This window comes from Micromonospora sediminimaris, from assembly GCF_016863575.1.
Lineage (GTDB): Bacteria > Actinomycetota > Actinomycetes > Mycobacteriales > Micromonosporaceae > Micromonospora > Micromonospora sediminimaris.
Window position 1 is genome coordinate 90,552 of the sequence record NZ_BOPD01000012.1, and the last position, 25,002, is coordinate 115,553.

The window sequence follows — 25,002 nt, forward strand, 5'->3', positions numbered from 1 at the left end:
CGGTTAGGCTGACGCCGCTATGGATTCCCGTACCGGTCTGCCCGTTGTCGGCATGGTGGGCGGCGGCCAGCTGGCCCGGATGACCCACCAGGCTGCCATCTCCCTCGGCCAGTCACTGCGTGTGCTCGCGCTCACCCCGGATGACGGGGCGGCCCTGGTCGCCGCCGACGTCCAGTACGGCGACCACACCGACCTCGCCGCGCTGCGTACCTTCGCCAAGGGCTGTGAGGTGGTCACCTTCGACCACGAGCACGTCCCGACCGAACACATCCGCGCTCTGGCCGGCGAGGGGGTGAAGCTGTTCCCGCCCGCCGACGCCCTGGTGCACGCCCAGGACAAGCAGGTGATGCGGGAACGGCTCGGCACCCTGGGCGCGCCCAATCCGCGCTGGCGACCGGTTGCGTCCCCCACCGATCTGGTCACCTTCGGCGACGAGGTCGGCTGGCCGGTCGTGCTCAAGGCCGCCCGTGGTGGGTACGACGGACGGGGCGTGTGGCCGGCCACCGACCCGGCGTCCGCGACCGACCTGGCGCAGACGCTGCTCGCCGGCGGCACGAAGCTGATCGTCGAGGAGCGGGTGACGCTGCGCCGGGAGTTGGCGGTGCAGGTGGCGCGCTCGCCGTTCGGCCAGGTAGCGGTCTACCCGGTCGTCGAGACGGTCCAGCGCGACGGGATCTGCGTCGAGGTGCTGGCACCGGCGCCCGGCCTGGCCGAGGACCTGGCGGTCGCCGCGCAGCAGCTCGCCATCGACCTGGCCACCGCGCTCGGCGTGGTGGGCCTGCTTGCGGTGGAGCTGTTCGAGGTGGCCGACTCGGCGGTACCGGGCGGTAGCCGGCTCGTGGTCAACGAACTGGCAATGCGCCCGCACAACTCGGGGCACTGGACCATCGAGGGTGCCCGGACGTCGCAGTTCGAGCAGCACCTGCGTGCCGTGCTGGACTACCCGATGGGCGACACCTCGTTGACCGCTCCGGTGGTGGTGATGGCGAACGTGCTCGGTGGTCAGCCCGGCGGCATGTCGGTCGACGAGCGGTTGCACCACCTCTTCGCCGCCGAGCCGACCGCCCGGGTCCACCTCTACGGCAAGCAGGTGCGACCGGGCCGCAAGATCGGTCATGTCACCGTGCTCGGCGACGATCTGGATGAGGTACGCGCCCGGGCCGCCCGGGCCGCCCGCTGGCTGCGGGACGGAACACCGGAGGAATGAGCAGCGTGAGCACGGTCGGTGTGATCATGGGAAGCGACTCGGACTGGCCGACGATGAAGGCTGCCGCCGAGGTGCTCACCGAGTTCGAGGTGCCGTACGAGGTCGAGGTGGTCTCGGCGCACCGCACCCCGGTCAAGATGATCGACTACGGTCGGGCTGCCGCCGACCGTGGGCTCAAAGTGATCATCGCCGGGGCCGGTGGCGCGGCGGCGCTGCCCGGCATGGTCGCGTCGGTGACCCCGTTGCCCGTGATCGGCGTACCGGTGCCGTTGAAGCACCTCGACGGCATCGACTCGCTGTTGTCCATCGTGCAGATGCCGGCCGGCGTGCCGGTGGCGACCGTGTCCATCGGCAACGCCCGCAATGCCGGCCTGCTCGCCGTCCGCATCCTCGCCACCGCCGACCGCGCCCTGCTCGACCGGATGTCGGCGTACCAGGCCGACCTGGAGCAGCTGGTCGCAGAGAAGGACGCCGCGCTCCGCGCCTCCCTGGCTTGACCCGCATGGTCCGCTACCGGTTGCGGCATCCAGCGGCCTCCCCGAGCGGGCAGCGGCCGGGACGACGCAAGCGGAGCGGACCACCGTCGGTGCCGGCCCACTCTGCCGCACCGCGACGACGGCTGCCTTGACCCTCCGGTCTCACCGCATGCCGCGGAGCGCGGTCTGCAGGCGTTCCTGGGCGCGGCGTCGGCGTTCGTTGCTGGCACCGAGGATGAGCAGCAGGAAGCCGACCGGGATCAGCGCCAGCCACGGACCGAGGCTGAACAGCGCGTGCACGGCCGCGATGGCGGTGACCACCGCACCGACGATGACCGGTGCCTGCTGCTGGGTCATCGAGCCGAAGACCAGCACCGCGACCGCGCCGAGCAGCAGCAGCACCTGGCGCATCGTGCTCGAATCGGTGGCCAGCACGATCGCCAGGGTCGGCACGAAGGCGGCGAGCAGCGCCGGTCCGTACGCCACCCAGCTGCTCAGGTCGCTGCGCTGGCGTAGCTCCAGCACCCCCACCAGCAGGGCCAGCGCGGCGAACGGCAGGGTGTACGCCTCGGGCAGGGCCACGTCGGCGACCCGCATCAGGATCCACCAGGCGGTGATCTCGCAGAGCACCACCGCCCAGAACAGCACCCGTCGCTCCGTCGGCCGGCGGCCGGGCCGGGTCGCCGCGAGGCCGAGGACCGCACCCCAGGCGGCGAGCAGCGCGGCAATGTGCCGAGGTGAGTCGAAGGCCAGCGCCAGCGCGATCAGCGCGGCGGCGTGGCCGCTCCACTCCACGGTCGCCGCCTCGCGACGCGCCTCTGGACGGCGGAGCCGGGGGAGAGTTGCGGAGAAGACCTGCAACGCCGCGCCGACCGCCAGCACTCCGAACGCCGACCAGACCGGGGCGAGCCCGGCCACCAGGCCGGCGGTGAGCACGAACAGTTGCGCCATCAGCGAGGCGAACAACCAGCCGAGCAGACGGGCCCGGGAAGTGAGGCCGTAGAGGGCGGCCACCAGCCCGACCCCGACCGCACCGCCGAGGGTGAACAGGGTCAGCTCCCGGGTGGCGAGACTGCCGGCGAGGCCGGCCCCGCCGGCCGCCAGCCCGATCACGAAGACCAGGACCCGGGCCAGTCGCAACGAGCGGGCCCGTTCCACCAGGGCCGGCGGCGGCGTCAGCGCCAGCCCCAGCATCGAGATGGTGAACACCGCCAGCGCCGACAGGGTGCTCGCCGGCCAGCCGCCGCCCAACGCGATCGGGGCGATGAGCAGGGTGACTGCGGCGCCGGGCAGCACCACCGGCACGGCCCGGGACCGACGGCCACCGCTGAACCCGGTGGCTGCCAGGGCCGCCGTCGCGGTGAGCAGCAGCGCGGTGAGCACATGGGTCGGGTTGACCGCTGCCGGCGGCGGGTCGAGCAGGGCCGCCGGTGGCCCCTGCCAGATCCGGCCGACGGTGCGATGCGGATCGACGAGGGCCGCGATCAGCGCCGGGGCGATGGAGACCAGGGCCAGCACGGTCGGCAGGGCGGCGGCGGCCAGCGCACCGGCGGCCGGGCTCACCCGCCACCGGCGCCGGTTGTCGTCGGGCAGCCGGCGCAGCGCCCCGTCGAGCAGCACGGTCCAGCGGCGTACCGGTTGGGCCGCGCCGACCGGCGGCTCGGTCGCCCCTCGTACGAGTTCGGCGAGCACACCGAGCAGCGCCGCCGCCGCGGCGTAGACCCCGACGGGCAGGGCGATCGGTACGGCGGCGAACGCGGTCACGCTCGCCCCGCCGACCACGCCGGCGCTGGCCCAGGGCAGATACTGGGGAACCTGCCGACGGGCTGCGGCCACCGCGGCCAGGCCGAGACTCGATGCGGCCAGGCCGGCGGTGAGCACCACCTGCGGGGTGTGACCGAACTCGACGGCGAGGGCGGCGGTGGCACCCGGCAGCGCCAACAGTGCCGCGCACAGACCCGCGCCACCGATCTGCGCCAGGTGCGGCGGCATGCCCTCCGCCTCGATGTCCTCGACGAGTGGCTCGGCCATGTTGCGGGCCAGCGCAGCCACCACCGCGCCGATCAGGACGATGCTGCCCAGGGCCAGCGCGGTCGTCCACGGCCGCACCAGCCCGGCGCCGGCCGCGTGCAGCGCGACCACCCCGGCCACGGTGATCCGGGACAGCGCCGCCCGGGGCTCGACCGTGGCGACCGCGGCCATCCCGAAGATGGTGGCGACCATGCCGCCGATCAGGACCGGCGACCACCAGGGAAGCTCGAACGCGGCGGGCGCGCCGATGGTGGCGAGCACCACCGCCACGCCGGCCACGTCCCAGCGCCAGGGCGGGGGCAGCAGGATGCCGGCCGCGACCGCGAGCAGCACCAGGGCGATCGGTCCCTGCCAGGTCGTACCGCCGGTCGGCGCGGCCGGCCAACCACTCAGGTCACCGTTCCAGATCGGGCCGGGTGTGGCCAGCACGCCGACGCCGCCGCGCAGCGCCATCCAGCCGGCCAGCAGCCCGATCAGCAACCCACCGACCGTGAGGCCGAGCACCGGCCCGCGTCGCCACTCCTCGGGCATCGCCCGGGCCGCCACGGCGACCACCAGGACCAGCGCGGCGGCGACGGCGAGCTGCCCGCTGGGCGCGAGCACGGTGCCGATCCGTAGCAGGGTGGCGACAAGCGTGGCGGTCACCGCAGCGGCCGCCAGGTCGGAGCCGTCCAGGGTGAGATCGGAGCGGCGACCGGTGTCGATCGAGGGAGCCAGGAAGAGCAGCACCGCGGAGACCAGCAGCAGTGCGCCGACCCAGGCGTCCGCGACGGTGGCGCCTGGCGAGCCGAAACCGGCCGCGGCGACCACCAACGCGCCCAGACCGGTGCCCACCGACAGCGGCACCGGAATCTGGCGTTGCGACACCTGCACGACGGCGGCGTAGCCGAGCGTGACGCAGCAGGCTAGGAAGCTGGCCGCGAGTACCGGTACGGTCGCTTCACGCAGGCTCGCCGGGGTCGGCGTGGTGTCCACCGGCAGGGTGGCCGACACGAAGGCGGCCACCGCTCCGGGCAGGGCGAAGGCGGCACCTCCGGCGGCCCAGGCGGAGACGGTGTCCGCCGCTGCCGGGGCGAGCCGGATCCGCGGAGCGGCGGCGATCAGCGCACCGGCCACGACGAGGGTGGTCAGCACGGCGGCGGTCAACGCCGGCCGGGTGAGGGCCGCGCCCGCGCCGACCAGCCCGACCACGGCGGCGGCCACCGCGTGCGCCAGCGCAGCGCGGGGCGTACGCGCGGAGAGGCCAGCCGCCCCGATGCCGATCGCGGTCAGCACCATCGGCCACGGCGCCAACGTCCAGGCCAGCCCGAAGGAGGCCGGTACGGCAAGCGCGGTGAGCGCCGCACCGGTCACCGCGAACTCGCGGCGGATCTCCGGCGGCAGCGCCAGCACAGCGGCCACGGTCAGCAGGAAGGCGCTGGCCGCGAGCTGCCAGGCGGCCGGTCCCACGGCGGCGGCCAGTTCGGCCGGGTACCGGTCGAGGTCCGCGGCCCAGGCCGGCAGCGCCGCCTGGACGGGGGCGATTCCGGCCCGCAGCGCACTGCCGGCGACCACCACCCCGCTGACCGTGAGCGCCACCGCGGAGGCCAGTTGCGGACCCCGGCGGGCGGACTCGGGCACCGCCCGGACCGCCAGACCGGTGACCGTGATGACCGCCGCGATCAGCAGCAGGGCACGGCCGGGCAGCGCCACCGAGGCGATCCGCCCCAGCGCGCCGATGACAGCGAGGGTGAACACGCCCGCGCCCAGGTCGGGCAGGGGCGGTCGGCGGAGCACAAGCGTCCCGGCCAGGCAGACCGCGGCGGCGAGGAGGAGCACCAGGCCGGCGCCGGTCGCGCCCGGCACGGTGGTGGTCCGCAGCAGGGCGGTCACCGCGTACGCCAGGGCGAGGGCGACCGCCACCCCGTGCAGCACCCAGGTCAGTCCCCGCAGCCCGGGCACCGGTCGGGTCGGTCCGGTCGCGGTGCCGCCGACGGTGAGGTCCAGCAGTTCGCCGCCCTCCTCCGGCGCCGCCTCCGGCCTGCGGTCGGTCTGGCTCTCCTCGGCCGACCGCTGCCGGGGCGCTGCCGACCGGCCCGAGTCGGCCACGCCATCGGTGAGCGGCTGCTCCACGGTGACCGGTGAACGGGCCAGCCACAGGTCGAGCAGCGCGACCACGGTCAGCACCAGCGCCCAGCCCGCCGGGCCGGTGATCCGGTCGTACGCCAGCAGCGGCACCACCGGCTGGGCGGCCAGCACGGTGGCGAACCGGGGTGCGCGCAGCCTGGTCCACCCGGCGTAGCCGACCGAGACGGCAGCGGTGACCGCGAAGATCACTCCAGCGAAGACGGCACCGGAGGCGCCCCCGTTGCCGATCCGGTCCACGGCCCACAACGCGTACCCTGCGAGCGGCACCAGGAGCAGACCCACCGCGGCGATGGTCTCGGCCGTCGAGGTCAACCCGCGCCGGACCAGCACCGGCGGGGCGAGCAGCATCAGTACCGTCGCGAGCAGCAGGATGCCGAGTCGGGCCAACGCGTCCATCGAGCTGGTGGCGACCACGGCGAACACCACCGCGGCGACGCCGAGCAGCAGCGCACCGAGGCCGAGCGGGATGTTCTGGACCTCCCGTGAGGAGGCTTCCGGTGGATGCTCAGGGTCGTCGGCGTCCAGCCAGACGGGTTCGGTCGGTGGCGGTGGCCCCTGGGCGCCGGCGCCCTGCCGGGGGACCCGGGGCGGCGGAGTCGCGCCGTCGCGGGGTGGCGAGGCATCCTCGGACGTGGGACGCCGCGGCGGCCGACGACGGAGCACGCGGCGGGGGCGGGTGGCCTGCCGGAGCCGCTCGTCACCCTGACTGCCGGCGTGCGAGAGGATGTCCCGCTGAAAGAGCGCGGCCTGCATCTTCGCGGCGAGTTGCCGTTGCTCGCGGGCGATGGCGGCCTCGCGGGCCTTCAGCTCCGCGATGGATCGTTCGATCTCCGCCAGGTGATCGGCCCATTGTGGCTGGTGCGCGCCGCAGTGCGGGCAGCGAACCGCCGGCTTGATCTCCCGGCCGCACGAAGGGCACTGAAAGTTCGCCACGACACCCCTCCACCCGCACTGTGGATTCCCACTGTCGCAGCATGCCCAAAGCGGGCCGGGAATTCGACAGTTGTCGGCGGGTCAAGCGCCAACATCACCGAAAGGCGCGATCACGGTCGCCCCATGCCGCGGTACTCCCAGCCGGCCTGGGTCCACAGTGCGGGGTCGAGGCAGTTGCGGGCGTCGACGATTCGGCGGCCGGCGACGAGGTCGCCGAGGTGGCTGGGGTCGGCGTTGCGGAAGTCGGCCCATTCGGTGAGGACGCAGACCAGGTCGGCGCCGGTGACCGCCTCGGCCATGTCGGGCTCGTAGGTCAGTTCCGGTACGGCCCGGCGGGCGTTCTCCATGCCCTGGGGGTCGTAGACGTGGACGTTGGCGCCGGCCTTGTGGAGCAGGGCGGCGACGGCGAGGGCGGGTGCGTCGCGTACGTCGTCGGTGTTGGGTTTGAAGGTGGCGCCGAGCACGGCGATGCGGGTGCCGGACAGGTCGGGGCCGGCGGGGCCGGAGCGGCGGCCGAGCAGGTCGGCGGCGAGTTGCAGGACGCGGGTGCGGCGGCGCAGGTTGATCAGGTCGACTTCGTGCAGGAAGCGTAGGGCTTCGCCGGCGCCGAGTTCCTGGGCGCGGGCCTGGAAGGCGCGGATGTCCTTGGGTAGGCAGGCGCCGCCGAAGCCGAGGCCGGCCTGGAGGAAGCGGTTGCCGATGCGGGGGTCGTAGCCGATGGCCTTGGCGAGTTGGGTGACGTCGCCACCGGAGGCTTCGCAGACCTCGGCCATGGCGTTGATGAAGGAGATCTTGGTGGCGAGGAAGGCGTTCGCGGCGACCTTGACCAGTTCGGCGGTGGCGAAGTCGGTGACGACCAGGGGTACTTCGCGGTCCTCGGTGGCGGCGAGGTCGAACACGCCCTTGTGGGCGGCGTAGAGCATGCCGTTGGCCCATTCGCTCTTGACGCCGACGACGATGCGGTTGGGGCGCAGCACGTCGTCGACGGCGAAGCCCTCCTGGAGGAACTCGGGGCTCCAGGCGACCTCGACGCCGAGGTCGGCGGGGGTGTGTTTGCCGACGAGTTGCTCCACCCATTCGGCGGTGCCGACCGGGACGGTGGACTTGCCGACGATCAGCGCCTTGCGGGTCAGGTGTTGGGCGAGGCCGGTGACCGACGCCTCGACGTACGACAGGTCGGCGCCCATGCCGTCGGCCCGCTGGGGGGTGCCGACGCAGATGAAGTGCACGTCACCGAACTCGGCGGTCTCGGCGATGTTGGTGCTGAACCGCAGCCGACCGGCGGCCAGGTTACGCCGCAGCAGCTCGTCCAGGCCGGGCTCGTGGATCGGCACCTCACCCGCGTTCAGCTTGGCGATCTTGTCCGCGTCGACGTCGAACCCGAGCACCTCGTAGCCGAGCTCGGCGTAGCAGATGGCGTAGGTCGCGCCGAGGTAGCCGGTGCCCAGGAAGGTCACCCGAGGGCGGGAGGCACCCGAGGGGGGCGTGACCGCCGCGATGGCGGGCACCGGCTGGGTGTTCGGGTACGGGATGGTCACGCCTGTCTTCTCCGCTCACACTGGCGCCGCGTGGCTGCGTCGCATTCCTTTGCGGCGCCACGGCGGGGCGCCGGAGAGGTGGTGGTCGTCTGCTGGGTTCCATCATCGCCGAGCGGCTTCAGGGTTTCGTCTTGCCCCAGCCTACGCGCCGGTAACATCGCCTGAACTGTGGTCGTTATCCTTCAGTCTGCGCGGTGGGTGTCCAGGTGACGCTACAGACTGCGCATGATAGCGGTGAAGGGGAGGGGCTGACATGGCCGCAGAGCAGTCGTTCGACGCGTACCGCCTGCCGGAGGAGCACGAGGCGATCCGGGAAGCGGTCCGTGAGGTCTGTGCGGCCAAGGTGGCTCCGCACGCGGCCGAGGCCGATGAGACAGGTGAGTTCCCGAAGGCGTCGTACGACGCGCTACGTGCCGCCGACTTCCACGCACCGCACATCCCGGTCGAGTACGGCGGGGCCGGAGCGGACGCGCTGGCCACGGCGATCGTGATCGAGGAGGTCGCGCGGGCCTGCGCCTCGTCCTCGCTGATCCCGGCGGTGAACAAGCTGGGCACGATGCCGCTGCTGCTGGCCGGCTCCGACGAGATCAAGAGCCGCTACCTGACGCCGGTCGCCAGCGGCGAGGCGATGTTCTCGTACTGCCTCTCCGAGCCGGAGGCGGGCAGCGACGCGGCCGCGATGACCACCCGGGCGGTACGTGACGGCGATCACTGGGTGCTCAACGGTGTGAAGCGCTGGATCACAAACGCCGGTGTCTCGAAGTTCTACACCGTCTTCGCGACGACCGATCCCACCGCCCGCTCCCGGGGCATCTCCGCCTTCGTGGTCGAGAAGTCCGATCCGGGGGTCAGCTTCGGCGCGCCCGAGAAGAAGCTGGGCATCAAGGGCTCTCCGACCCGCGAGGTCTACCTGGACAACGTCCGGATCCCGGCGGACCGGATGATCGGTGCCGAGGGCACCGGCTTCGCCACCGCGATGAAGACCCTGGACCACACCCGGGTCACCATCGCCGCGCAGGCCGTCGGCATCGCGCAGGGCGCGCTCGACTACGCCAAGGGGTACGTCGCCGAGCGCAAGCAGTTCGGCAAGCCGGTCGCCGAGTTCCAGGGCGTGCAGTTCATGCTCGCCGACATGGGCATGAAGCTGGAGGCGGCCCGGCAGCTGACGTACGCGGCGGCCGGCCGCTCCGAGCGCGGCGACGCCGACCTGACCTACTTCGGCGCGGCAGCCAAGTGCTTCGCCTCGGACGCGGCCATGGAGATCACCACCGACGCGGTGCAACTGCTCGGCGGCTACGGCTACACCCGTGACTACCCGGTCGAGCGGATGATGCGGGACGCCAAGATCACGCAGATCTACGAGGGCACCAACCAGGTGCAGCGCATCGTGATGGCCCGCCAACTGCTCAAGGACTGACCGGAACCGGGTCGCCCGTCCGGCTCTCGGGTGGGCGACCGCCTGGGCCCGGCCGTTCGCCCGCCCGCCGGGCGATCGCCAGCGCGGTCCGTGGCACCGGCACCCGCTGCCAGTGGGCGACGGCCCGCCGGATCTCGGTCACCAGCAGCCGTCCGTGGACGGTGAGCCCGTCGGTGGCCAGCAGCGCTTCGGCCGTCCGGCGGCAGGCCGAGCGCAGGCGACCGAATTCGACCTGAGCGTGCAGGACCCCCGGCGAGTGCGGCTCGCGGTGCCACTGCCGGTACCAGAAGCCCAGTACGCCCGCGTGCGCGTACAGGCCCTGCACCAGGGCGGGCAACGGACGCGGATCCGGCCGCCACGGGGCGTGCAGGCGCAGGTCGTGCCCGCTCCGGACGAGCGGGAACAGATCGGCCAGGGCGGCGAGCTTGCTGTGCTGAAGTTCATGCACCAGCGCCGCCGCCACCGAGGGTGGATCGCCACCGGCGGAGAGCGCGACACAGCCCGCCCCGTCCGGATGGGTTCCGCTGACCAAACCGTCCGTGTCGTCGGTTGTGGGTGATCGAGCCGGCACCGGCATGATCATGGTGATCGCGGCGGCCAACGCTCGGGCGTGTCGCCGGTGGTTGGTGGTGAGTACCCGCCACGCGGCGGCGAGGGACGTGTGCAGCGCCGTGGTCTCGGCGCGGGAGACCGGCCCGGCGACCACCGGATCGACCAGCGACCACAGCTGGTCGAGGCGGACGTCGAGCCCGCCGCCAGCGTGCAGCCGGGGCAACGACGACCAGGACGTGCCGTCCGCCGGCCCGTCGTCGACAATCACCGCCCCCGCGGCGACCTCCAGCCGGATTGCGCTGGTCGCCGGCGGCAGCAGGACGTGCCCCAGTGCGGGCAGCGCGAGGCGTCCCGGCATGCTGGACCGTGTCGGGAACTCGACACGCACCGATGCCCCGGCTGCCATGGCGACGGCAGCCGCGACTTGCGCCAGGGCCGCCGGCCGGGCGCGCGCCGGGTCCGTCGAACGCAGCGCGGCGAAGGTGTCGGCGAGCCAGACCCCGACCGTGGGATAGAGCAGGATTCGCCGCGCCGCCGCCGGGTGAGCCGCCCGCAGAACCCCCAGCTGCTGCCAGGCATGCAGGGCCGGGGCTGCGTCCGGGTGGCGCTGCCGGACGGCCAGGTCCACCACTGCGCGCAGGCTCAGCAGGTTCCGGCTGTGTCGAGCGGCGAGCAACCGGTCGATGGTGGTCGACCCGCCGCCACCGCGCGCCACCGCCAGGAAGGACTCGGCCGGCATCCGATGCCGCGGGGTGCGCATGGTGCCTCCGTTGACGTCGGTCGACGGCGGGGACGATGAATAACTGTGAAGGCTACGATAGGTTACTGTCGAAGCGCTGGCTGTGCTCGTCGGGCTACCTGGGCGGGGGTCGAAGGTGAGGCGGACCATGCCGGGGATGGAAGGCGAGCCCCGACCACTGATCTCCGAGCTGATCGATGTGGACGGTCTCACGCAGAATGAGCTGGAAGCCCTGCCCCGAAGTCTGCTCCACCGCTCTCTGCGGCGGCTGCTGTCCGAGCGCGACGAGTGGGCCGGCGACTTCCTGTGGTTCGACAACGTCAACACCGGCAACCCGGGGTTCGATCGGCGCGACCGCCGTCCGGCCGATGAGGCTGAGACGGCGGAGATGGGGGAAGGCGGCATGGACGACGACGGCCGACCGGAGCGCCGGTGACCGGGCCGGTTCGGGTGGTGAATTCCACCATCGCAGGCACGCAGGTGGTGGCGTTCCTGGCGCCCGCCGGCCAGGTGGGACGGACGCGCATCGTCAGCAACCTGGGTTGGATGCTGGCCCGTGCCGGGCAGCGGGTGCTGGTGGTCGACGCCGGGCGCGGTGCCGGCCGGGTGCACGAACACCTGCGGATGTTCCACGTCGAGCAGTGGCCGGTCGCCGAGCAGTTGCCGCCAGATCTCACCCGGTTGCTGTTCGCCGCACCGGCCGCGGCCGGCGGTACGGAGCCGGCCCTGCGGCGGTACGCGGCGACGCCCGGCCGGCTGGACGTCGTCTGGATCGCCGACCCGACTCCCTCCGACCCGAACGGGGCGGGGGAGGCCTCCCGCAGCGAGCTGCGCCGGCAACTGCGCTTCACCGAGTACGACACGGTCTTGCTGGTGCCCCGGGTGACCGCCGGCTGGGTGGCCCAGTGGGTCGCGGTGCTCTGCGACACGGTGGCGGTGTGTTTCCCGTACGACCGGGCGGGGCTGACCGAGGCGGTGGAGCTGGGCCGCCAGGTGCACGGGGCGGCCCCGGCCGGGGTGCGCGTCGTCTCGGTGGCCACCGGGCTGCCCGAGGGGGATCCGGACGGAGTGGCCCGGCACCGCCGGTCGGCGGCTAGCCGCTTCGCTGAGGCCCTCGCCCTGCCGGCCGGCAGCGATGAGCTGGTCACGGTCGAGCTGCCGGCGGTGGCCAGCGGGCCGGCCCTGGTGCCGTTGCTGGACCGCTCCGCCCATCAGACCAGGCTGCTCGACGCGTACGGCGGCTTGCTGTCGGCGGTCACCGACGGCCGGCTGGGATCGGTGCCGGAGGAAGCGGAGCCGGCCCGCCTGCGCTACCAGTACGCGCTGAACCACCTGCTGCCCGACGGTCCCGGGCCGGTCGCGGTCAGCTATCCAGTGGCGCAGCGGCCCTGGGTTGACTGGCTGCGGACGGCACTGGCCGGCCTGGGGGTGACGATGCGGCCCTGGCCGGCTCCCGGGCCGGAGGGGCCGGGTCCGGCACCGGCCACGCTACTGGCCGTGGCGCCGTGGGACGGTTCCGCCGACGACTGGCTGTCCGAGCAGGACGATCAGGCTCGCGCGGCGGGCTGCGCGGAGATCCTGGTGGTGCGTACCGGCGAACCGCCGACGGGTGGCCCACCAGCCGGGCGGACCGGTCAGATCGACCTCGCCGGCTGTTCGCCGGAGACGGCCCGGCGGCGCCTGGCTGGCGCGCTGGGGCTGGCCGGGCTGCCGCCGGTGGACGACGACGGCCGGGACTGGAGCCCTGCTCTGCCCGGCACTAGAGAGCCAGCGACCATGTTCCGGCTGCCCCGGCGTCGACGCCGGTTCGTCGGCCGTGACCGGAGCCTGGAGGAGTTGCGCGATCTGCTGCTGTCCGGTCCGGCCGGGCACGTCCTGGAACTGCGCGGGCCGGCTGCGGTCGGCAAGACCAGCCTCCTGTGTGAGTACGCCCACCGCTTCCGCCACGACTATCAGCTGATCGCCTGGATCGCCGCCGACAGCCGCTACGACGTGCGCAGCTCGCTGACCGACCTCGCCGCCGATCTGGGGGTGGAGCCGAAGGGCAACCCGGTTCAGGAGGTATTGCGGGAGCTTGGTCGACGCCCGGGGCAGTGGTTGCTGATCTACGACGGCGCCGACGAGGAGGATCTCACCGGGCTGCTGCCCGAGGGCACCGGCCACGTGGTGGTCACCCGCCGCAACGGAGCCGACGACGAGCAGGCCGCCGCAGTGGTCCAGCTCGGCCAGCTTACCGACGATGAGGCTGCGCAACTGCTGACCAGTCGGGTGCCGGGGCTGTCCCCCGCCTCGGCGGCGACCGTGGTGCAGACCGTCGGTGGCCTTCCGCTGGATCTGCGCCTGACCTCGGGCCTGCTCGGGCAGGCCGGCATCCTGCTCAACCAGCGGCAGGGCGCGGCGGAGTCGCGGGCCGCCGACAGCGTCGTACCGGCGTTCTGCGCGGCGTTCGCCGAGCGTGATCCAGCGGCCAGCTCGTCCACCCGGATCGTCCAGGTCGCACTGGCCCTGATGGGTGAGGAGCTGAGCGGCCGGATGGCGGTGGTGTTGGCCCAGGCCTGCGCCTTCACCTCCCCCTTGGGCATGTCGCTGCGACTGGCCCGGTCGCGGGAGATGCGGGTGCAACTCGCCGCCGCGTTGCCGGACGCGGACGCGGAGATGCTCCGACTCGACGGCTGGGAGATGGACCGGGCGCTGGCGACCGCCGCCCGGTACCGGCTGCTGGACGTCGACTGGGGCAGGGGCGGCCGGCTGCGGATGCACCCGGTGGTTCAGGGGGTGCTGCTTGCCGAGATGTCCGAGGCCGAGCGCGAGGAGCGGCGGGACCAGTTCCTGCGCGGCCTGGCCGACAGCGCCCAGCCGTCCGTGGCCGCCGAATCGGCCGAGCGCCGTGAGTTGCACCGGCACCTGCACAGCTCCGGAGGGCTCGACGCGGACGGTCCGGACGAGGTCCGCCGGCTCATCGTCGAACAGCTCGAACACCTGCTGGTGCGCGGCAGCCACGAGACGCCCGAGGCGCTGCGGAGTTGGCAGCCGGTGCTGCAGCGGTGGTTGGACACCTACGGCTGGAGTGACCGGTTGACGCTGCGGCTCGCCACCCGGCTGGCCGACGGACACCGCATCCTCGGGCGGTACGCCGAGGCGCACCGGATCAGCGTCGATACGCTGCGGGAGGGGCTGGCGCTGTTCGGACCGGAGCATCCCCGGGTCCTGGTGACCCGGCGCGGCCTCGCCGGGGACCTGCGCGGGTTGGGCGAATTCCGGGCCGCGCTGGTGGAGGACCAGACCACCTGGCGCGGCTTCCGGGACCAGTTGGGCAACGACCATCCCGAGACGCTGGTCGCGGCACACAACCTGACCCTGTCGTTCTACCTTGCCGGTCGGGCCGACGAAGCGCTGGCGGAAGCGCGTCGCACGCTCGTGCGGCGGCAGCGGCTGCTCGGCAATCACCATTCGAGCACCCTCCGATTGATCAACGATATCGGCCGGTACCTTTGCGAGTTGGGTGAGGTCGACCAGGCCCGGCGGTTGCTTCAGGACGCACAACAGCGCCGTCAGCACGACCTGGGTCACCGGGACGACGACGAGTTGCTGCTGCGCATCATCCGTAACCTGGCGGTGACCGCGCGCCGGCAGCGCCGGTTCACTCGGGCGAAAGAGATCAACGGTCAGGCATACGTGGCGCTACGCCGGATGCAGGGCGCGGACGGCCCGTTGACCCGCAGCTGCCGGGCGAGCCTCGCCGTCGACTACCACCTCACCGGTGAGATCGGCGACGCGGTGCGGCTCGTCGAGCAGAGCCTCACCGGCTACGAGCGTGACCTGGGGGCGGCGCACCCGTTCACCCACGTCTGCCGCAGCCTGCGGTCGGTGCTGCTGCGGCCGACGCAGGCCGGTGAGGCAGTGGTGGAAGGCAACAAGGCAGTGGCCGGTCTGGACAGCACGCTGGGATCCGGCCACCCGTGGGTGGTCGCCGGGCTGATCAACCAGGCCGGCAACCTGTCCGTCGCAGGCGAGCCCGACTCGGCGGAGCAGCTGCTACGCGACGCGCTGGAACAGGGCCGCACGTTCCTGGGGCACCACCACCCCTATCTGCGGGCCGCACGCCGGACGTTGGCCGAGGTGATCAGCCAAGGCGAGGTCGGCGGCGCGCCCGACTCCGGCATGGTCTCGTTCGGCTTCATCGATGTGGAGGTGCCGGAGACATGAGCGCGGACACCCCGGCCGACGCGGCGCAATCGCCGACCCCAGCGGTACCGAAGGGCAGCCCGACGACGCAGGTAACCGTCACGGTGGGTGCCCATCTCGGCGACCGCCCACCGCCAGCGATGCGGCTGTGCGAGGAACTGGTCGCCCGGTTGCCGGCGCTGGCGCACCTGGCCCGCTACACCGCCGGCACCGGGGACTTCGCGGTGGACCTGGCCGGCGCGAGTCCGTCACCGGCCCAGCGTCAGCTGATCGGGCGCGACGTGGTGTACGCGATGGTCGGTCTCGACGCGCAGTTGCGCGGTGCCCGCAGCGGTGACCTGGTGCGCCTGCTGCTGCACACGGACCGCGGTGCGCTGATCGGTCTCGCCGTCCTGCGGGAGCAGTACCTGGTCGCGCTCACCTGGCCGGACGAGACGCTCGGCGTGTCCGGGGAGGCAGCCGAAGCGGTCCGCCAGGTCGATGCGGAGCTGTCGGGCCTGGCCAACCAGTTGCGCCGAGCCGTCAGCCAGCGACCCGCCGACTACGGCGGCTGGCTCGAACTCAGCGACGAGGAACGGGCCTCGATCGTTCGGGCCGCTGCCGTGTCCGAGGCCACCTCGGTCGACGCGGACGGAATGCCGGCCCGGGTGTGGGCGCGTACCGCCGCAGCGGAGTCGCTGGCTACCATCTGCCGCCGCCATCTGAGCGTGGACGGTCTGCATTTCGTCGCGGTCTGCCGACCAGGGGAGGTGCTCGCCACGGCGGACGTGCTTGACAGCCCTCGGCTGGAGCGGTTCTTCGACGGCACCTCGGCGGAGGCCCGCCGGGACTTCTACACCCTGTTCGGCCAGCGGCTCGACGTGCAGCTGCGGGCACTGATCCGGGCCGCGCACCCGGCGCTCGGCGCGCGGGTGCACCGGCTGGTGCTCGACGTCGAGCAGGGCGAGATCTACTGTCTGCCGCTGTCGGTCGATCGGTACCTGCTCGCGGTCACCCTCGATCAGCATCGGGTGCAGACCGCCGAGAAGCAGGCCCTGGCGCTTCGGCGTGCGCTGCCCTGATCTGCCGCACGACAGAGCGGGCGACGACGGTCAGTGCTCGGCTGTGCCGAACGGTGCCAGGAGTTCGTGATGGACCCGGGCGCTGAAGTCGCTCAGGACCTCCTCGGCCTCCTGCTGCTGCTGACTGCCGGCGCCCGGATAGCCGACCATCTCGCGCAGGGCGCGCAGCTCGTAGAGCGGAAGGTAGCCGTAGACGACGTCGAAGACCTTGCACAGGTCATCGAGGCGCTCGCGATGAGACATCGCCAGCCGGCCGTCGGTGGTGGACGTCGCGGTCCGATACCAGTCGACCAGGGCGTGACCGAACGCCTCGATCAGCGCGTTCAGCAGGGCGGTCACGCCGGTGGCGGCCTGCACCTGTGAGGTGCCGATCCGAGCGCGTACCGATTGGCGGGCCGTCCGGCCACTCTCGCCCTCGTGGAACGTACGGCGTAGCAGTTCCCGTGTGGACGTCATCAGGTCCACCGAGCCGAACGCGTCATCGAAGAGTTGCACCACTGGCTGCGGCAGCGTGGTGACCACGCTGGCGTGCCCCTGCCGGTCTCCGATCCCACCACGCTGGATCTCGTGTAGCTCCCGCTGGATCGCGGTGAGCTGCTGGTCGTAGTGTCCGCGTAGGTCGTCGAGCGAACCGGTCAGCAGGGTGATCATGTGCTGAGTCGCGGACTGGCGGCGATCCAGCCGGGCCAACTGCGGGGACAGCGTCGCGAGCGGGCCCTCCGCCGTGTAGCGCTCCTCCAGCCGGGCCGCCATCGCCTTGAACTCGACAGCGAAATGATCGGGAAAGGACCGCTGCCGGTAGGCCAAAGGTTCCCGGCCGATGGCGTCGAGCAACTGCTCACGGAACCGGTCTGGAAACGGGCCGAGGACGACCAGCAGGAGTTCGCAGTCGGTCTGGGACCTGACGGCCCGGCCCCGCTGCTGCACCGTCGCCAGGTCGAACTCGTCGAGCATCGGCTCGGCGAGCAGGACGCCGCAGCCAGCGCCCTGGCTCCCGACCGGCACCCAGTAGTCGACCCGGGTGTCCTCCGTACCGCCCACGAAGTACCCGGGCACGTAGTTGTCGTATCCCGAGGCCACCAGGACCTGGCGGATCTCGTCCCGGACGTTGACGGTGCCGTCCGAGTCGTACAGCTCCCGAGCCTCCTGCCGCACCATGGGATGGGTGACGGTGGAACGCTGGTCACGGGCACGACGCCACAGCCGATGGCAGAGCGAGATGATGCCGCGCGGCACCCCGTTGGCCAGCTCGGCCACGTACGCCAGGGTTTGCTCGGTGAACGGTGCCAGCCGTCCGCGCTGCCGGTTGCGTACGTACGCCTGCACCTCGACGGCGGTGAGCGGTGACATGACGATCTGCTCGTCAATGCGGTCCCGCACGTCACGCCGCATGTTGCTGAGCAGATCCGGCAGGCCGGCCAGGAGCAGAAAGGTGTTGGACGCGGCGAAGACCCGCAGCATCTCCTTGAACGCGTCGAGCGCCTCGTCCTCGTGCCGACCGGCGGCGGTGAGCAACTGGTCCAGCTCGTCGATGACCACGACGAAGGGATGTGAGCCGTGCCCGATCAACAGGGCGAACACCCCCATTGCCTGAAGGGCGGTCGTCTCGCTGCTGGTGATCGTGCCGGTGATGCCGCGTTCGCGCAGTACGTCGGCGGGGGGACGGCCGCTGAACCACTCCCAGACCGCGTCCTCGAAACCGCCTCGCAACAGCAGGGTGAGTGCCTGAGAGAACTCGACGTTCCCGGTCACCTGCCGCAGTCGTTCCCGCAGCTGAAGCAGGAACTCGCTCTCGAACAGGCTGAGCCGGTCGACGGCCCGGACCGGGTCGATGTGACCCGCGGCCAGCTTCTCCGCCAGCGGCAGGGTCGCCTCGGAGGCCCGCAACTCGTCGGCGACGATCTCGGCGTAGTAGCGGCGGACCCGGTCGTGCACCAACTCCCGCCGTTGGGCCAGCCGGTCGGCGAACGCCCGGTACAACGAGATGAAGGTGTCCGGCGGCGCGTTGAGGTGCATCGACTGCACTCCGCCGGAGCGTTGCTCGGTGGCGTACCGGATCAGGTGCGCCGCGAGGTGGGTCTTGCCGGTGCCGTAGTCACCGACCACTGCCACCACCTGCCCGGAGGGCACCCGCGGGTCGTCGGCGCGGCCGGCGAGGTAGGTGTCCATCGCCCGCAGGGCCCTGCGGATCGCCGGTGTCTCGATGGTGAACACTGTGGAAGCGCCGTCGGCGATCTGCGCGACCGCGCTTGAGGGGAAGGGGTTCACCTCACCGGTCAGATCCAGGTCTTCGGCGTCCATCAGGGTCGCGTCTCCAGCAGGTCGGCGGCGTGCTTCACATAATGATCAGAGATGTGTTGATAGGTGACTTCCTTCGGAAGGACACTTTGTACGCGGAGTTGCGCGTACACGCCGTACAGTAGCCGCTGCACCTCGCCGATGGAGACAAGCCGACGACTGATCAGTTCCTCCAACGCGGTCTTCGCCACCGGCGGCAGCACGTCCCGCAACGGGTGCAGGCGCTCGCTGGCGAAGACTCCGGCATCGGCCGAATCGAGGCGGCCCACCTGTAGGTGTACCGGCGGGATCGCGCCGGCCTGGTCCATCCGCAACCGGTGGTCGTTGGACAACTCGGCGGTCGTCTCGGCGAAGAAGACCATCCGCTGGCCGACGTCCTGGGTGTACTGGACGAGTTCGTCGACCAGTTCGGTCGACGGCAACAGAACGATAAGCGCGCAGTGCTCGTCGAGGCAGTTCGGCAACGTCCGCAGCGCCTCGTCCGGGCTGTGCCGCTGCTGGTAGGCGAGATCGTGGATGAGCGTCTTGTTCGCGTACAGCTTGTCGAGCAGCGCGGCGTAGACCCTGGCCCGGCGCGCAGCCATCGACTCGGCGATGGAACTGCCCCGGGTGACGTCGACGACCACTGCGGTCAGTTGCGCCGCGGTGCGCATCTGATCCTGCAGCCAGTGCGCACAACGGTTGATCAGCGACGACTTCCCACACCCTCGACCACCAGCGGTCACCACCAGCCGCCCGTCGAGGCGCAGGTACCCGGGATCGGCGAACCGATCGCAGAACTCCTCGAAGGCCCCCTGGGTGTTGTCCACCGGCACGTAAAGCCCGAGGTGGGTCTCGTGCCGCAGCGGATTCAGCGGAGCGTTGTCGCGTACCTCGCCCGGTAAGGCGAACGGATTTTCCGGCACCGTGGTCACCGGTGAAGACCCCCCGTCGTCATCGCGCCGTCACCGGCGGCCGGTCCCGGAACAGCCCCGGTTCTTGGATCGCCTGGGCGACCCGTTCGACGTCGGACTCCAACCGCAGTAGCGCTGCGCGGACGTCGGACGTCCAGCCCCGCCGGTCCGGCGGGCGCTGGGCGTGCCAGCCGGCGGCCAGCGACTCGCCGTGCGGCGCGGCGTCCAGTGCCGTGCTGATCTGCACCGGCAGGTCCCAGGCGGGATGTGCCGCCGCTACGGCGTTCAGCCGGGCGGCCAGCTCCAACCGCCGGTCGACGACGGCCTCGTCGTCGGGTGCCAGCCCGGGGCCGGGCTGCGCCAGCTCGCGCAGCAATTGCTCGACCGCCAGGCGGTACGCCCGCATGGCGTCGCGGAGCCGTTCGGCCTCCATCCGCCGGGCACCGGCGGTGGCCAACCGGCGGGTGAAGTACGCCGCGAGCACGCCGGTGACGACGGCGAGGGTGCCGCTGACGAGCGTTACTACCAGAGAGGGGGCGAGCGTGGACCACGGCGACGTTCCACCGGACCCGGCGCCACCCTGCTTGCCGGCGGCGATGAGGGCCAGGCAGGTTCGGTCGAAGTCCGCCGGTTGGGCCGACCGCCACGCCACCAGGTCACCCTCGCCTCCGGGCCAACGTAGCGTGTCCACAGTCGATTCGGGCGAGACCAGGCCGAGGCTGCGGGCCGCGTCCACCAGGGCGGGCCGACGTGCCGCGGCCAGACAGTGGACCACGGCCCCGTCGTCCACGGTGGGCCGGGCCCCGGAGCGGCGCCACAGCCAGCCGGTGACGAGCAGGACGACCAGGAAGACGACCGCCGCCACGACCGCGAGGCGGGCAAGCGTGACGAGACGCACTCGCATAGCCGCTGACTGTAGTGACCGGTGTCGAGGTGGTGGTAGGGACGAATGGGGCGGATGTCCGCCCGGACGGCCATCGAGCGCCACAACTGACGACTTTGTGGCCGTCCGGGCGCCGGTCAGCTGGTGGCGTCGTCGCGTCGGGGCAGGTTGCCTGGCGGCGCCGACCAGGGCGACCCACCTCCGGTACGCCGGGGCAGCGGCTCGGTCGGCGTCGAATCCGGATCCGGATAACCCAGGCTCAGCGGCGCGGTGTCCCGCTCCGCCGACGGGTTCGGTGACCAGTCGGTCAACGTCGGGTCCGTTGCCGGCGCGTCCGGTGTCGCCGACGCTGGCTGCGGCACCGGGGCTGGCCAACGCCGCCAGCGTTGCCCACTGAACGTCGCGACCAGCAGCAGCATGCCGATCAGGAAGAGTGTGCCGTTCTCCACCGGCAGCCCCAGCGGCAGCGGGTCGCCGAGAAACTCCCAGCCGGACGGGATGCGTTCGCGCACCTGGAAGGGCGCGATGAACAACCCGATGTACGGGGTCACCAGCAGCAGCCCGGCCACCAGCGGGCCGAGCGGTGAGATGCGCAGCGTGCCGAGCAGGCCCAGCACGATGCCGCCGACAGCGAGGTACACGGCCGGCTCGATGAGGTTGGCCGTGTTGGAGGTGCCGATTTCCACCCACCGGTCGACGGTGTCGGCCGACCCGTCCTGACCGAGGGTGATCAGCACCCAGGTGACCGGCACCACCACCAGCCCTGCGAGGAAGCTCCACAGATGTCGCATCCGCGCACCGTACCGTTTCCGACATGACCGAGCACCCCGCCACCACCCTGCCGGGCAAGCCGACCTCGTACTCCCGGGTAACCCTGAGTCGGATCATGACCGCAGTGGATGTGAACCTGTACGGAACGGTGCACGGCGGGGTGCTGATGAAGTTCGTCGACGACGTGGCCGGCGCGGCGGCGGCGCGGCACAGCGGCGGTACGGCGGTGACCGCCGCGATCGACGAGATCGTCTTCTCGGAGGCGGTCCGGGTGGGCGACCTGGTGCACGCGTACGCCCAGGTGAACTGGACCGGGCAGACCTCGATGGAGGTCGGCGTACGGGTGATGGCGGAGCGCTGGGACTCGGCCGACGAGGTGCCGGTGCGGGTGGCCACCGCGTACCTCGTCTTCGTCGGGGTCGAGGTTGGTGGCGCGCCCCGGCCGGTACGTCCGGTGTTGCCGGAGACGCCGGAGGACGAGCGTCGCTGGCGGGAGGCGGAGATCCGCCGCGCCCACCGACTTGCCCGCCGCCAGGCCATCCAGGCGGCCCGCAGCGAACCCTGAGGCCCTCGGCAGGCTCACGCTGCGGCATCCCTACGTGCGCCGTAGCCACACTTGTCGTGCCCGGGGGGTGTGGGGCGGGTACATGCGCCCGCAGGGTGCGGGTGCGGAGAATGGCGCTTCGAGGTAGGGCAAGATGGCGCCACGGCCCACCGCACAGCGTCGTGCCGGGCCAGGGGAGGAGTGGACCAGTGACGGACGTGCTGTGGACGCCACCGGCGGACGTGCTCCAGCGGTCACGGATCGGGGCTTACCTGCGTTGGCTCGCCGAGCACCGGGGGCTGACGTTCGCCGACTACGACGCGCTGTGGCGGTGGTCGGTCACCGACCTTGACGCGTTCTGGCGGTCGATCTGGGACCACTTCGGCGTCGTCGCGCACACCCCGCCGACGGCCACCCTGACCGACCGGGACATGCCAGGCACCCGGTGGTTTCCCGACGCCACCCTCAACTACGCCGAGAACGTGCTGCGGATGCCGGGCCGGGCCGACGACGAGCCGGTGGTCGTGGCACACGGGCAGACCCGCGAGCCGGTCACCCTCACCGCCGGTCAGCTGCGCGAGCAGGTCCGCCGGGTCGCCGCCGGGCTGCGCCGGCTCGGCGTCACCACCGGCGACCGGGTGGCCGCGTACGCACCGAACATCCCCGAGACGTACGTGCTGATGCTGGCCACCGCCAGTCTCGGTGCCGTCTTCTCCTCCTGCGCGCCGGAGTTCGGCACCCGCAGCGTCACCGACAGGTGGCAGCAGATCGAGCCGAAGATCCTGGTCGCCGTGGACGGGTACCGCTACGGCGACAAACCGGTGGACCGGCGCGCCGAGGTGGCCGCGATCCGGGCCGCGTTGCCGTCGCTGCGGCACACCGTCTCGATCCCCTACCTCGACCCCGACGGTTCGCCAGCGGACGGGGCACTGGCCTGGGCGGAGCTGGCGGCTGAGACCGACGAACCGTTGGCATTCACCCCGGTGCCGTTCGACCATCCGCTGTACGTGCTCTACTCCTCCGGCACCACCGGACTGCCCAAGCCGATCGTCCACGGACACGGCGGCATCCTGCTGGAACACCTGAAGATGCTCGCCCTGCATCACGACCTCGGTCCGGCGGACCGGTTCTTCTGGTTCACCACCACCGGCTGGATGATGTGGAACTTCCTGGTCTCCGGGCCGGCGGTGGGCGCGGCGATCGTGCTGTTCGACGGCAACCCCGGCCACCCCGACCTGGGCGCGATGTGGCGGCTGGCCGAGCAGACCGGCACCACGTACTTCGGCACCTCCGCGCCCTTCCTGCTGGCCTGCCGCAAGGCCGGGCTGGTCCCGCGCGAGATCGCCGACCTCTCCGCGCTGCGCGGCCTCGGCTCCACCGGCGCGCCACTGCCCGCCGAGGGCTTCACCTGGGTGTACGACACGGTCGGCAGCGATCTTCAGCTCCAGTCGCTGTCCGGCGGCACCGACGTCTGCACCGGTTTCGTCGGCGGCGTACCGCTGCTGCCGGTGCACGCCGGTGAGATCGCCTGCCGGGCCTTGGGCGCCAAGGTGGAGGCCCGTTCTCCGGATGGCACCCCGGTAATCGGGGAACTGGGTGAGTTGGTGATCACCGAGCCGATGCCGAGCATGCCTGTGGGTTTCTGGAACGACCCGGACGGGGTCCGCTACCGGGAGGCGTACTTCGACGTCTATCCCGGAGTGTGGCGGCACGGGGACTGGATCACCATCAACTCCCGGGGTGGGTGCGTCATCACCGGCCGCTCCGATGCCACCCTGAACCGGGGCGGCGTACGGCTTGGCACCGCCGAGTTCTACTCCGTCGTGGAGGGGCTTGACGAGGTCGTCGACTCGGTGGTGGTGCACCTGGAGGACGACGAGGGCGGCGCCGGTGAGCTGCTGTTGTTCGTGGTGCTCGCCGATGGGGTGACGCTGGACGACGAGTTGCGTCGGACGATCTGCCGCGAGCTGCGCACCGCGTTGTCCCCCCGGCACGTGCCCGACGAGATCCACCAGGTCCGCGCGGTGCCACGCACCCTGTCGGCGAAGAAGCTCGAGGTGCCGGTCAAGAAGATCCTCACCGGTACCCCGGTCGACCAGGCCGCCGCCAAGGGCGCTCTGGCCAACCCCGACTCCCTGGCTGCCTTCGCCACCCTGGCCCAACATCGCACCCCGGACCGCCCCACCGCCTGACCCGACCGGACCCGGCCCTGAACGCCGACCACCCGACCCGAGCCCCAGCACCGCAAGCCGACCAGCCCTTACTCAGCGTGCTGCCGCAGCTCACCCAACCAATACCCTCCCCGCCCCTTGCTCTGCTTCAACCCACGCAATAGTCACTCTCCGTAACATCTGAGGCGCGAGTTGCACCGGACCATCAACGCGTCGTCGCAGTTCAGCCGGTTGTGCGTCGGTTGAAGCAGAGCAAAGGGCGGGAGGGGGTACGTCTTCCGGCGTTGGGGCAGCCACGGAGGGTAAACAACGCGGAGGGTGAGGGCTGGCTCGGTGGATCGATCGCTCGCCTCGCGGAGCGTCCGCGCAAGGGCCGGCCCGGCCGGGCGGGCAGGTCAGGGCAGCGTGTGGGTGATGCGTTCCGTCGATTGGCGGTCGGCCAGGCGGGCCTGGTCCGGGTGGGCGCAGAGCACCAGGGTGGCACCCGCGCTGAGCGGGGCCAGCAGCCAGTCGAGCGGGTCCGGGTACCGGTCGACGTCCACGAGGAGCCGGTCGCCCGGGGAGATGCCGAGTTCTGCGGCGCGGGTCGCGGCCCGGGCACGCAGCGTGGTGTGGTCCGGGCCGCCCGGGGGGTACGCCGTGAAGTGGTCGCCGTGCGCGCGTACCTCGGTGACGTAGTCGGCGAACCCGGCCGGCACCTCGCGTAGCGGCAGCGCGAACGGGTGCAACGCCAGCGCGTACCGGTCGGTTGCCGACCAGGCGTCGGCCTCGGCGACGCGGTCGATGGCGGCGAAGAGCACGTCCACCTCGCCCGGCGGCTCGGTGTCCGGCGATCCGGCCGGCTGCACCGTCAACCCGGCCGACCAGCAGCCGAGCAGCACGGCAGCGCTCTGCCAGTGCGGCGGCAGCAGCACCGCCGCGGTGCCGCCCGGCCCGAGAGCCAGTTCGTCGACGAGCAGGTTGGCGGTCTTGGCCACCCAGTTCGCAAGTGTCGCTCCGGAAAGCTCGGTGCGCTCGCCGGACGCGTCGTCGTACCAGGTCAGCAATGGGCGGTTCGGGTCGGTCGCGATCGCGTCGGCGAGGACCCGGGCAATGTTGTCGGCCATCGGCGCGAACGATACGCGCCCGGCGGCCGTACTCGATGGCAGCGACAAGTCGGCGTACCGTCGGGTCGCA

The 25,002-nt window shown here is 72.0% G+C and carries 16 protein-coding genes; 8 read left to right on the forward strand and 8 right to left on the reverse strand.

From position 1 onward, the window contains the following. The first annotated feature begins 19 nt into the window (after window positions 1-19). Together Vse01_RS10795 and purE are read left to right on the forward strand one after the other, a co-directional pair. Window positions 20-1,207 (forward strand): 5-(carboxyamino)imidazole ribonucleotide synthase, encoded by a 1,188-nt coding sequence (locus Vse01_RS10795; protein ID WP_093406445.1) that lies wholly within the window; start codon window positions 20-22, stop codon window positions 1,205-1,207. A 5-nt stretch (window positions 1,208-1,212) separates the two neighbouring features. Beyond that, on the forward strand, window positions 1,213-1,704 hold the full coding sequence (gene purE / locus Vse01_RS10800; RefSeq protein WP_093406682.1) for a 5-(carboxyamino)imidazole ribonucleotide mutase: 492 nt from the start codon (window positions 1,213-1,215) through the stop codon (window positions 1,702-1,704). Between the two features lie 141 nt (window positions 1,705-1,845). Here the strand turns inward: purE and Vse01_RS10805 are convergent, their stop codons facing one another. Beyond that, on the reverse strand, window positions 1,846-6,774 hold the full coding sequence (locus Vse01_RS10805; protein WP_093406447.1) for a zinc ribbon domain-containing protein: 4,929 nt from the start codon (window positions 6,772-6,774) through the stop codon (window positions 1,846-1,848). Between the two features lie 110 nt (window positions 6,775-6,884). After that, the gene (locus tag Vse01_RS10810; RefSeq protein ID WP_093406450.1) at window positions 6,885-8,312 is read right to left on the reverse strand and encodes a UDP-glucose dehydrogenase family protein; all 1,428 of its coding nucleotides are present in this window, start codon (window positions 8,310-8,312) and stop codon (window positions 6,885-6,887) included. Between the two features lie 253 nt (window positions 8,313-8,565). Here Vse01_RS10810 and Vse01_RS10815 point away from each other — a divergent pair, with 253 nt between their 5' ends. Next, window positions 8,566-9,729: an acyl-CoA dehydrogenase family protein gene (locus Vse01_RS10815; protein WP_093406451.1), complete on the forward strand. Its 1,164-nt coding sequence runs from the start codon at window positions 8,566-8,568 to the stop codon at window positions 9,727-9,729. Here the strand turns inward: Vse01_RS10815 and Vse01_RS10820 are convergent. Then, window positions 9,719-11,041: an aKG-HExxH-type peptide beta-hydroxylase gene (locus Vse01_RS10820; protein ID WP_170863478.1), complete on the reverse strand. Its 1,323-nt coding sequence runs from the start codon at window positions 11,039-11,041 to the stop codon at window positions 9,719-9,721. The two genes, Vse01_RS10815 and Vse01_RS10820, sit on opposite strands and share 11 nt — an antisense overlap. 136 nt (window positions 11,042-11,177) lie before the next feature. On the opposite strand from Vse01_RS10820, the gene Vse01_RS10825 reads away from it, so the two are divergent. The 3 genes from Vse01_RS10825 to Vse01_RS10835 are packed head-to-tail and all read left to right on the forward strand — an operon-like array spanning window position 11,178 to window position 16,266. Further along, window positions 11,178-11,456, forward strand: a complete 279-nt coding sequence (locus tag Vse01_RS10825) for a hypothetical protein (RefSeq protein WP_204019242.1) — start codon at window positions 11,178-11,180, stop codon at window positions 11,454-11,456. Beyond that, complete coding sequence (gene fxsT / locus Vse01_RS10830) at window positions 11,453-15,226, forward strand: FxSxx-COOH system tetratricopeptide repeat protein (RefSeq protein WP_093406454.1); 3,774 nt, start codon at window positions 11,453-11,455, stop codon at window positions 15,224-15,226. The genes Vse01_RS10825 and fxsT overlap by 4 nt, the downstream gene beginning before the upstream one ends. Further along, window positions 15,223-16,266 (forward strand): hypothetical protein, encoded by a 1,044-nt coding sequence (locus Vse01_RS10835; RefSeq protein ID WP_093406456.1) that lies wholly within the window; start codon window positions 15,223-15,225, stop codon window positions 16,264-16,266. Before fxsT ends, Vse01_RS10835 begins: the two co-directional genes overlap by 4 nt. 30 nt (window positions 16,267-16,296) lie before the next feature. On the opposite strand, the gene Vse01_RS10840 is transcribed toward Vse01_RS10835, so the two are convergent. The 4 genes from Vse01_RS10840 to Vse01_RS10855 all read right to left on the reverse strand — a co-directional run bounded on the left by Vse01_RS10840 (window position 16,297) and on the right by Vse01_RS10855 (window position 21,131). After that, the gene (locus tag Vse01_RS10840) at window positions 16,297-18,567 is read right to left on the reverse strand and encodes a BREX system ATP-binding domain-containing protein (RefSeq protein ID WP_093406459.1); all 2,271 of its coding nucleotides are present in this window, start codon (window positions 18,565-18,567) and stop codon (window positions 16,297-16,299) included. Next, window positions 18,567-19,478 (reverse strand): hypothetical protein, encoded by a 912-nt coding sequence (locus Vse01_RS10845; protein WP_093406462.1) that lies wholly within the window; start codon window positions 19,476-19,478, stop codon window positions 18,567-18,569. The genes Vse01_RS10840 and Vse01_RS10845 overlap by 1 nt, the downstream gene beginning before the upstream one ends. A 19-nt stretch (window positions 19,479-19,497) precedes the next feature. After that, on the reverse strand, window positions 19,498-20,361 hold the full coding sequence (locus Vse01_RS10850) for a hypothetical protein (RefSeq protein WP_139233161.1): 864 nt from the start codon (window positions 20,359-20,361) through the stop codon (window positions 19,498-19,500). 116 nt (window positions 20,362-20,477) lie between these two features. Then, window positions 20,478-21,131 (reverse strand): hypothetical protein, encoded by a 654-nt coding sequence (locus Vse01_RS10855; protein WP_093406467.1) that lies wholly within the window; start codon window positions 21,129-21,131, stop codon window positions 20,478-20,480. 23 nt (window positions 21,132-21,154) lie between these two features. Here Vse01_RS10855 and Vse01_RS10860 point away from each other — a divergent pair, with 23 nt between their 5' ends. Then, window positions 21,155-21,676, forward strand: a complete 522-nt coding sequence (locus tag Vse01_RS10860) for an acyl-CoA thioesterase (RefSeq protein WP_093406469.1) — start codon at window positions 21,155-21,157, stop codon at window positions 21,674-21,676. 188 nt (window positions 21,677-21,864) lie between these two features. Beyond that, a complete protein-coding gene (locus Vse01_RS10865) occupies window positions 21,865-23,847 on the forward strand; it encodes an acetoacetate--CoA ligase (RefSeq protein WP_093406472.1) in 1,983 nt (660 codons plus the stop codon). Window positions 23,848-24,221: 374 nt separating this feature from the next. Here the strand turns inward: Vse01_RS10865 and Vse01_RS10870 are convergent, their stop codons facing one another. Then, complete coding sequence (locus Vse01_RS10870; RefSeq protein WP_093406476.1) at window positions 24,222-24,932, reverse strand: TIGR03089 family protein; 711 nt, start codon at window positions 24,930-24,932, stop codon at window positions 24,222-24,224. Window positions 24,933-25,002 lie beyond the last annotated feature (70 nt).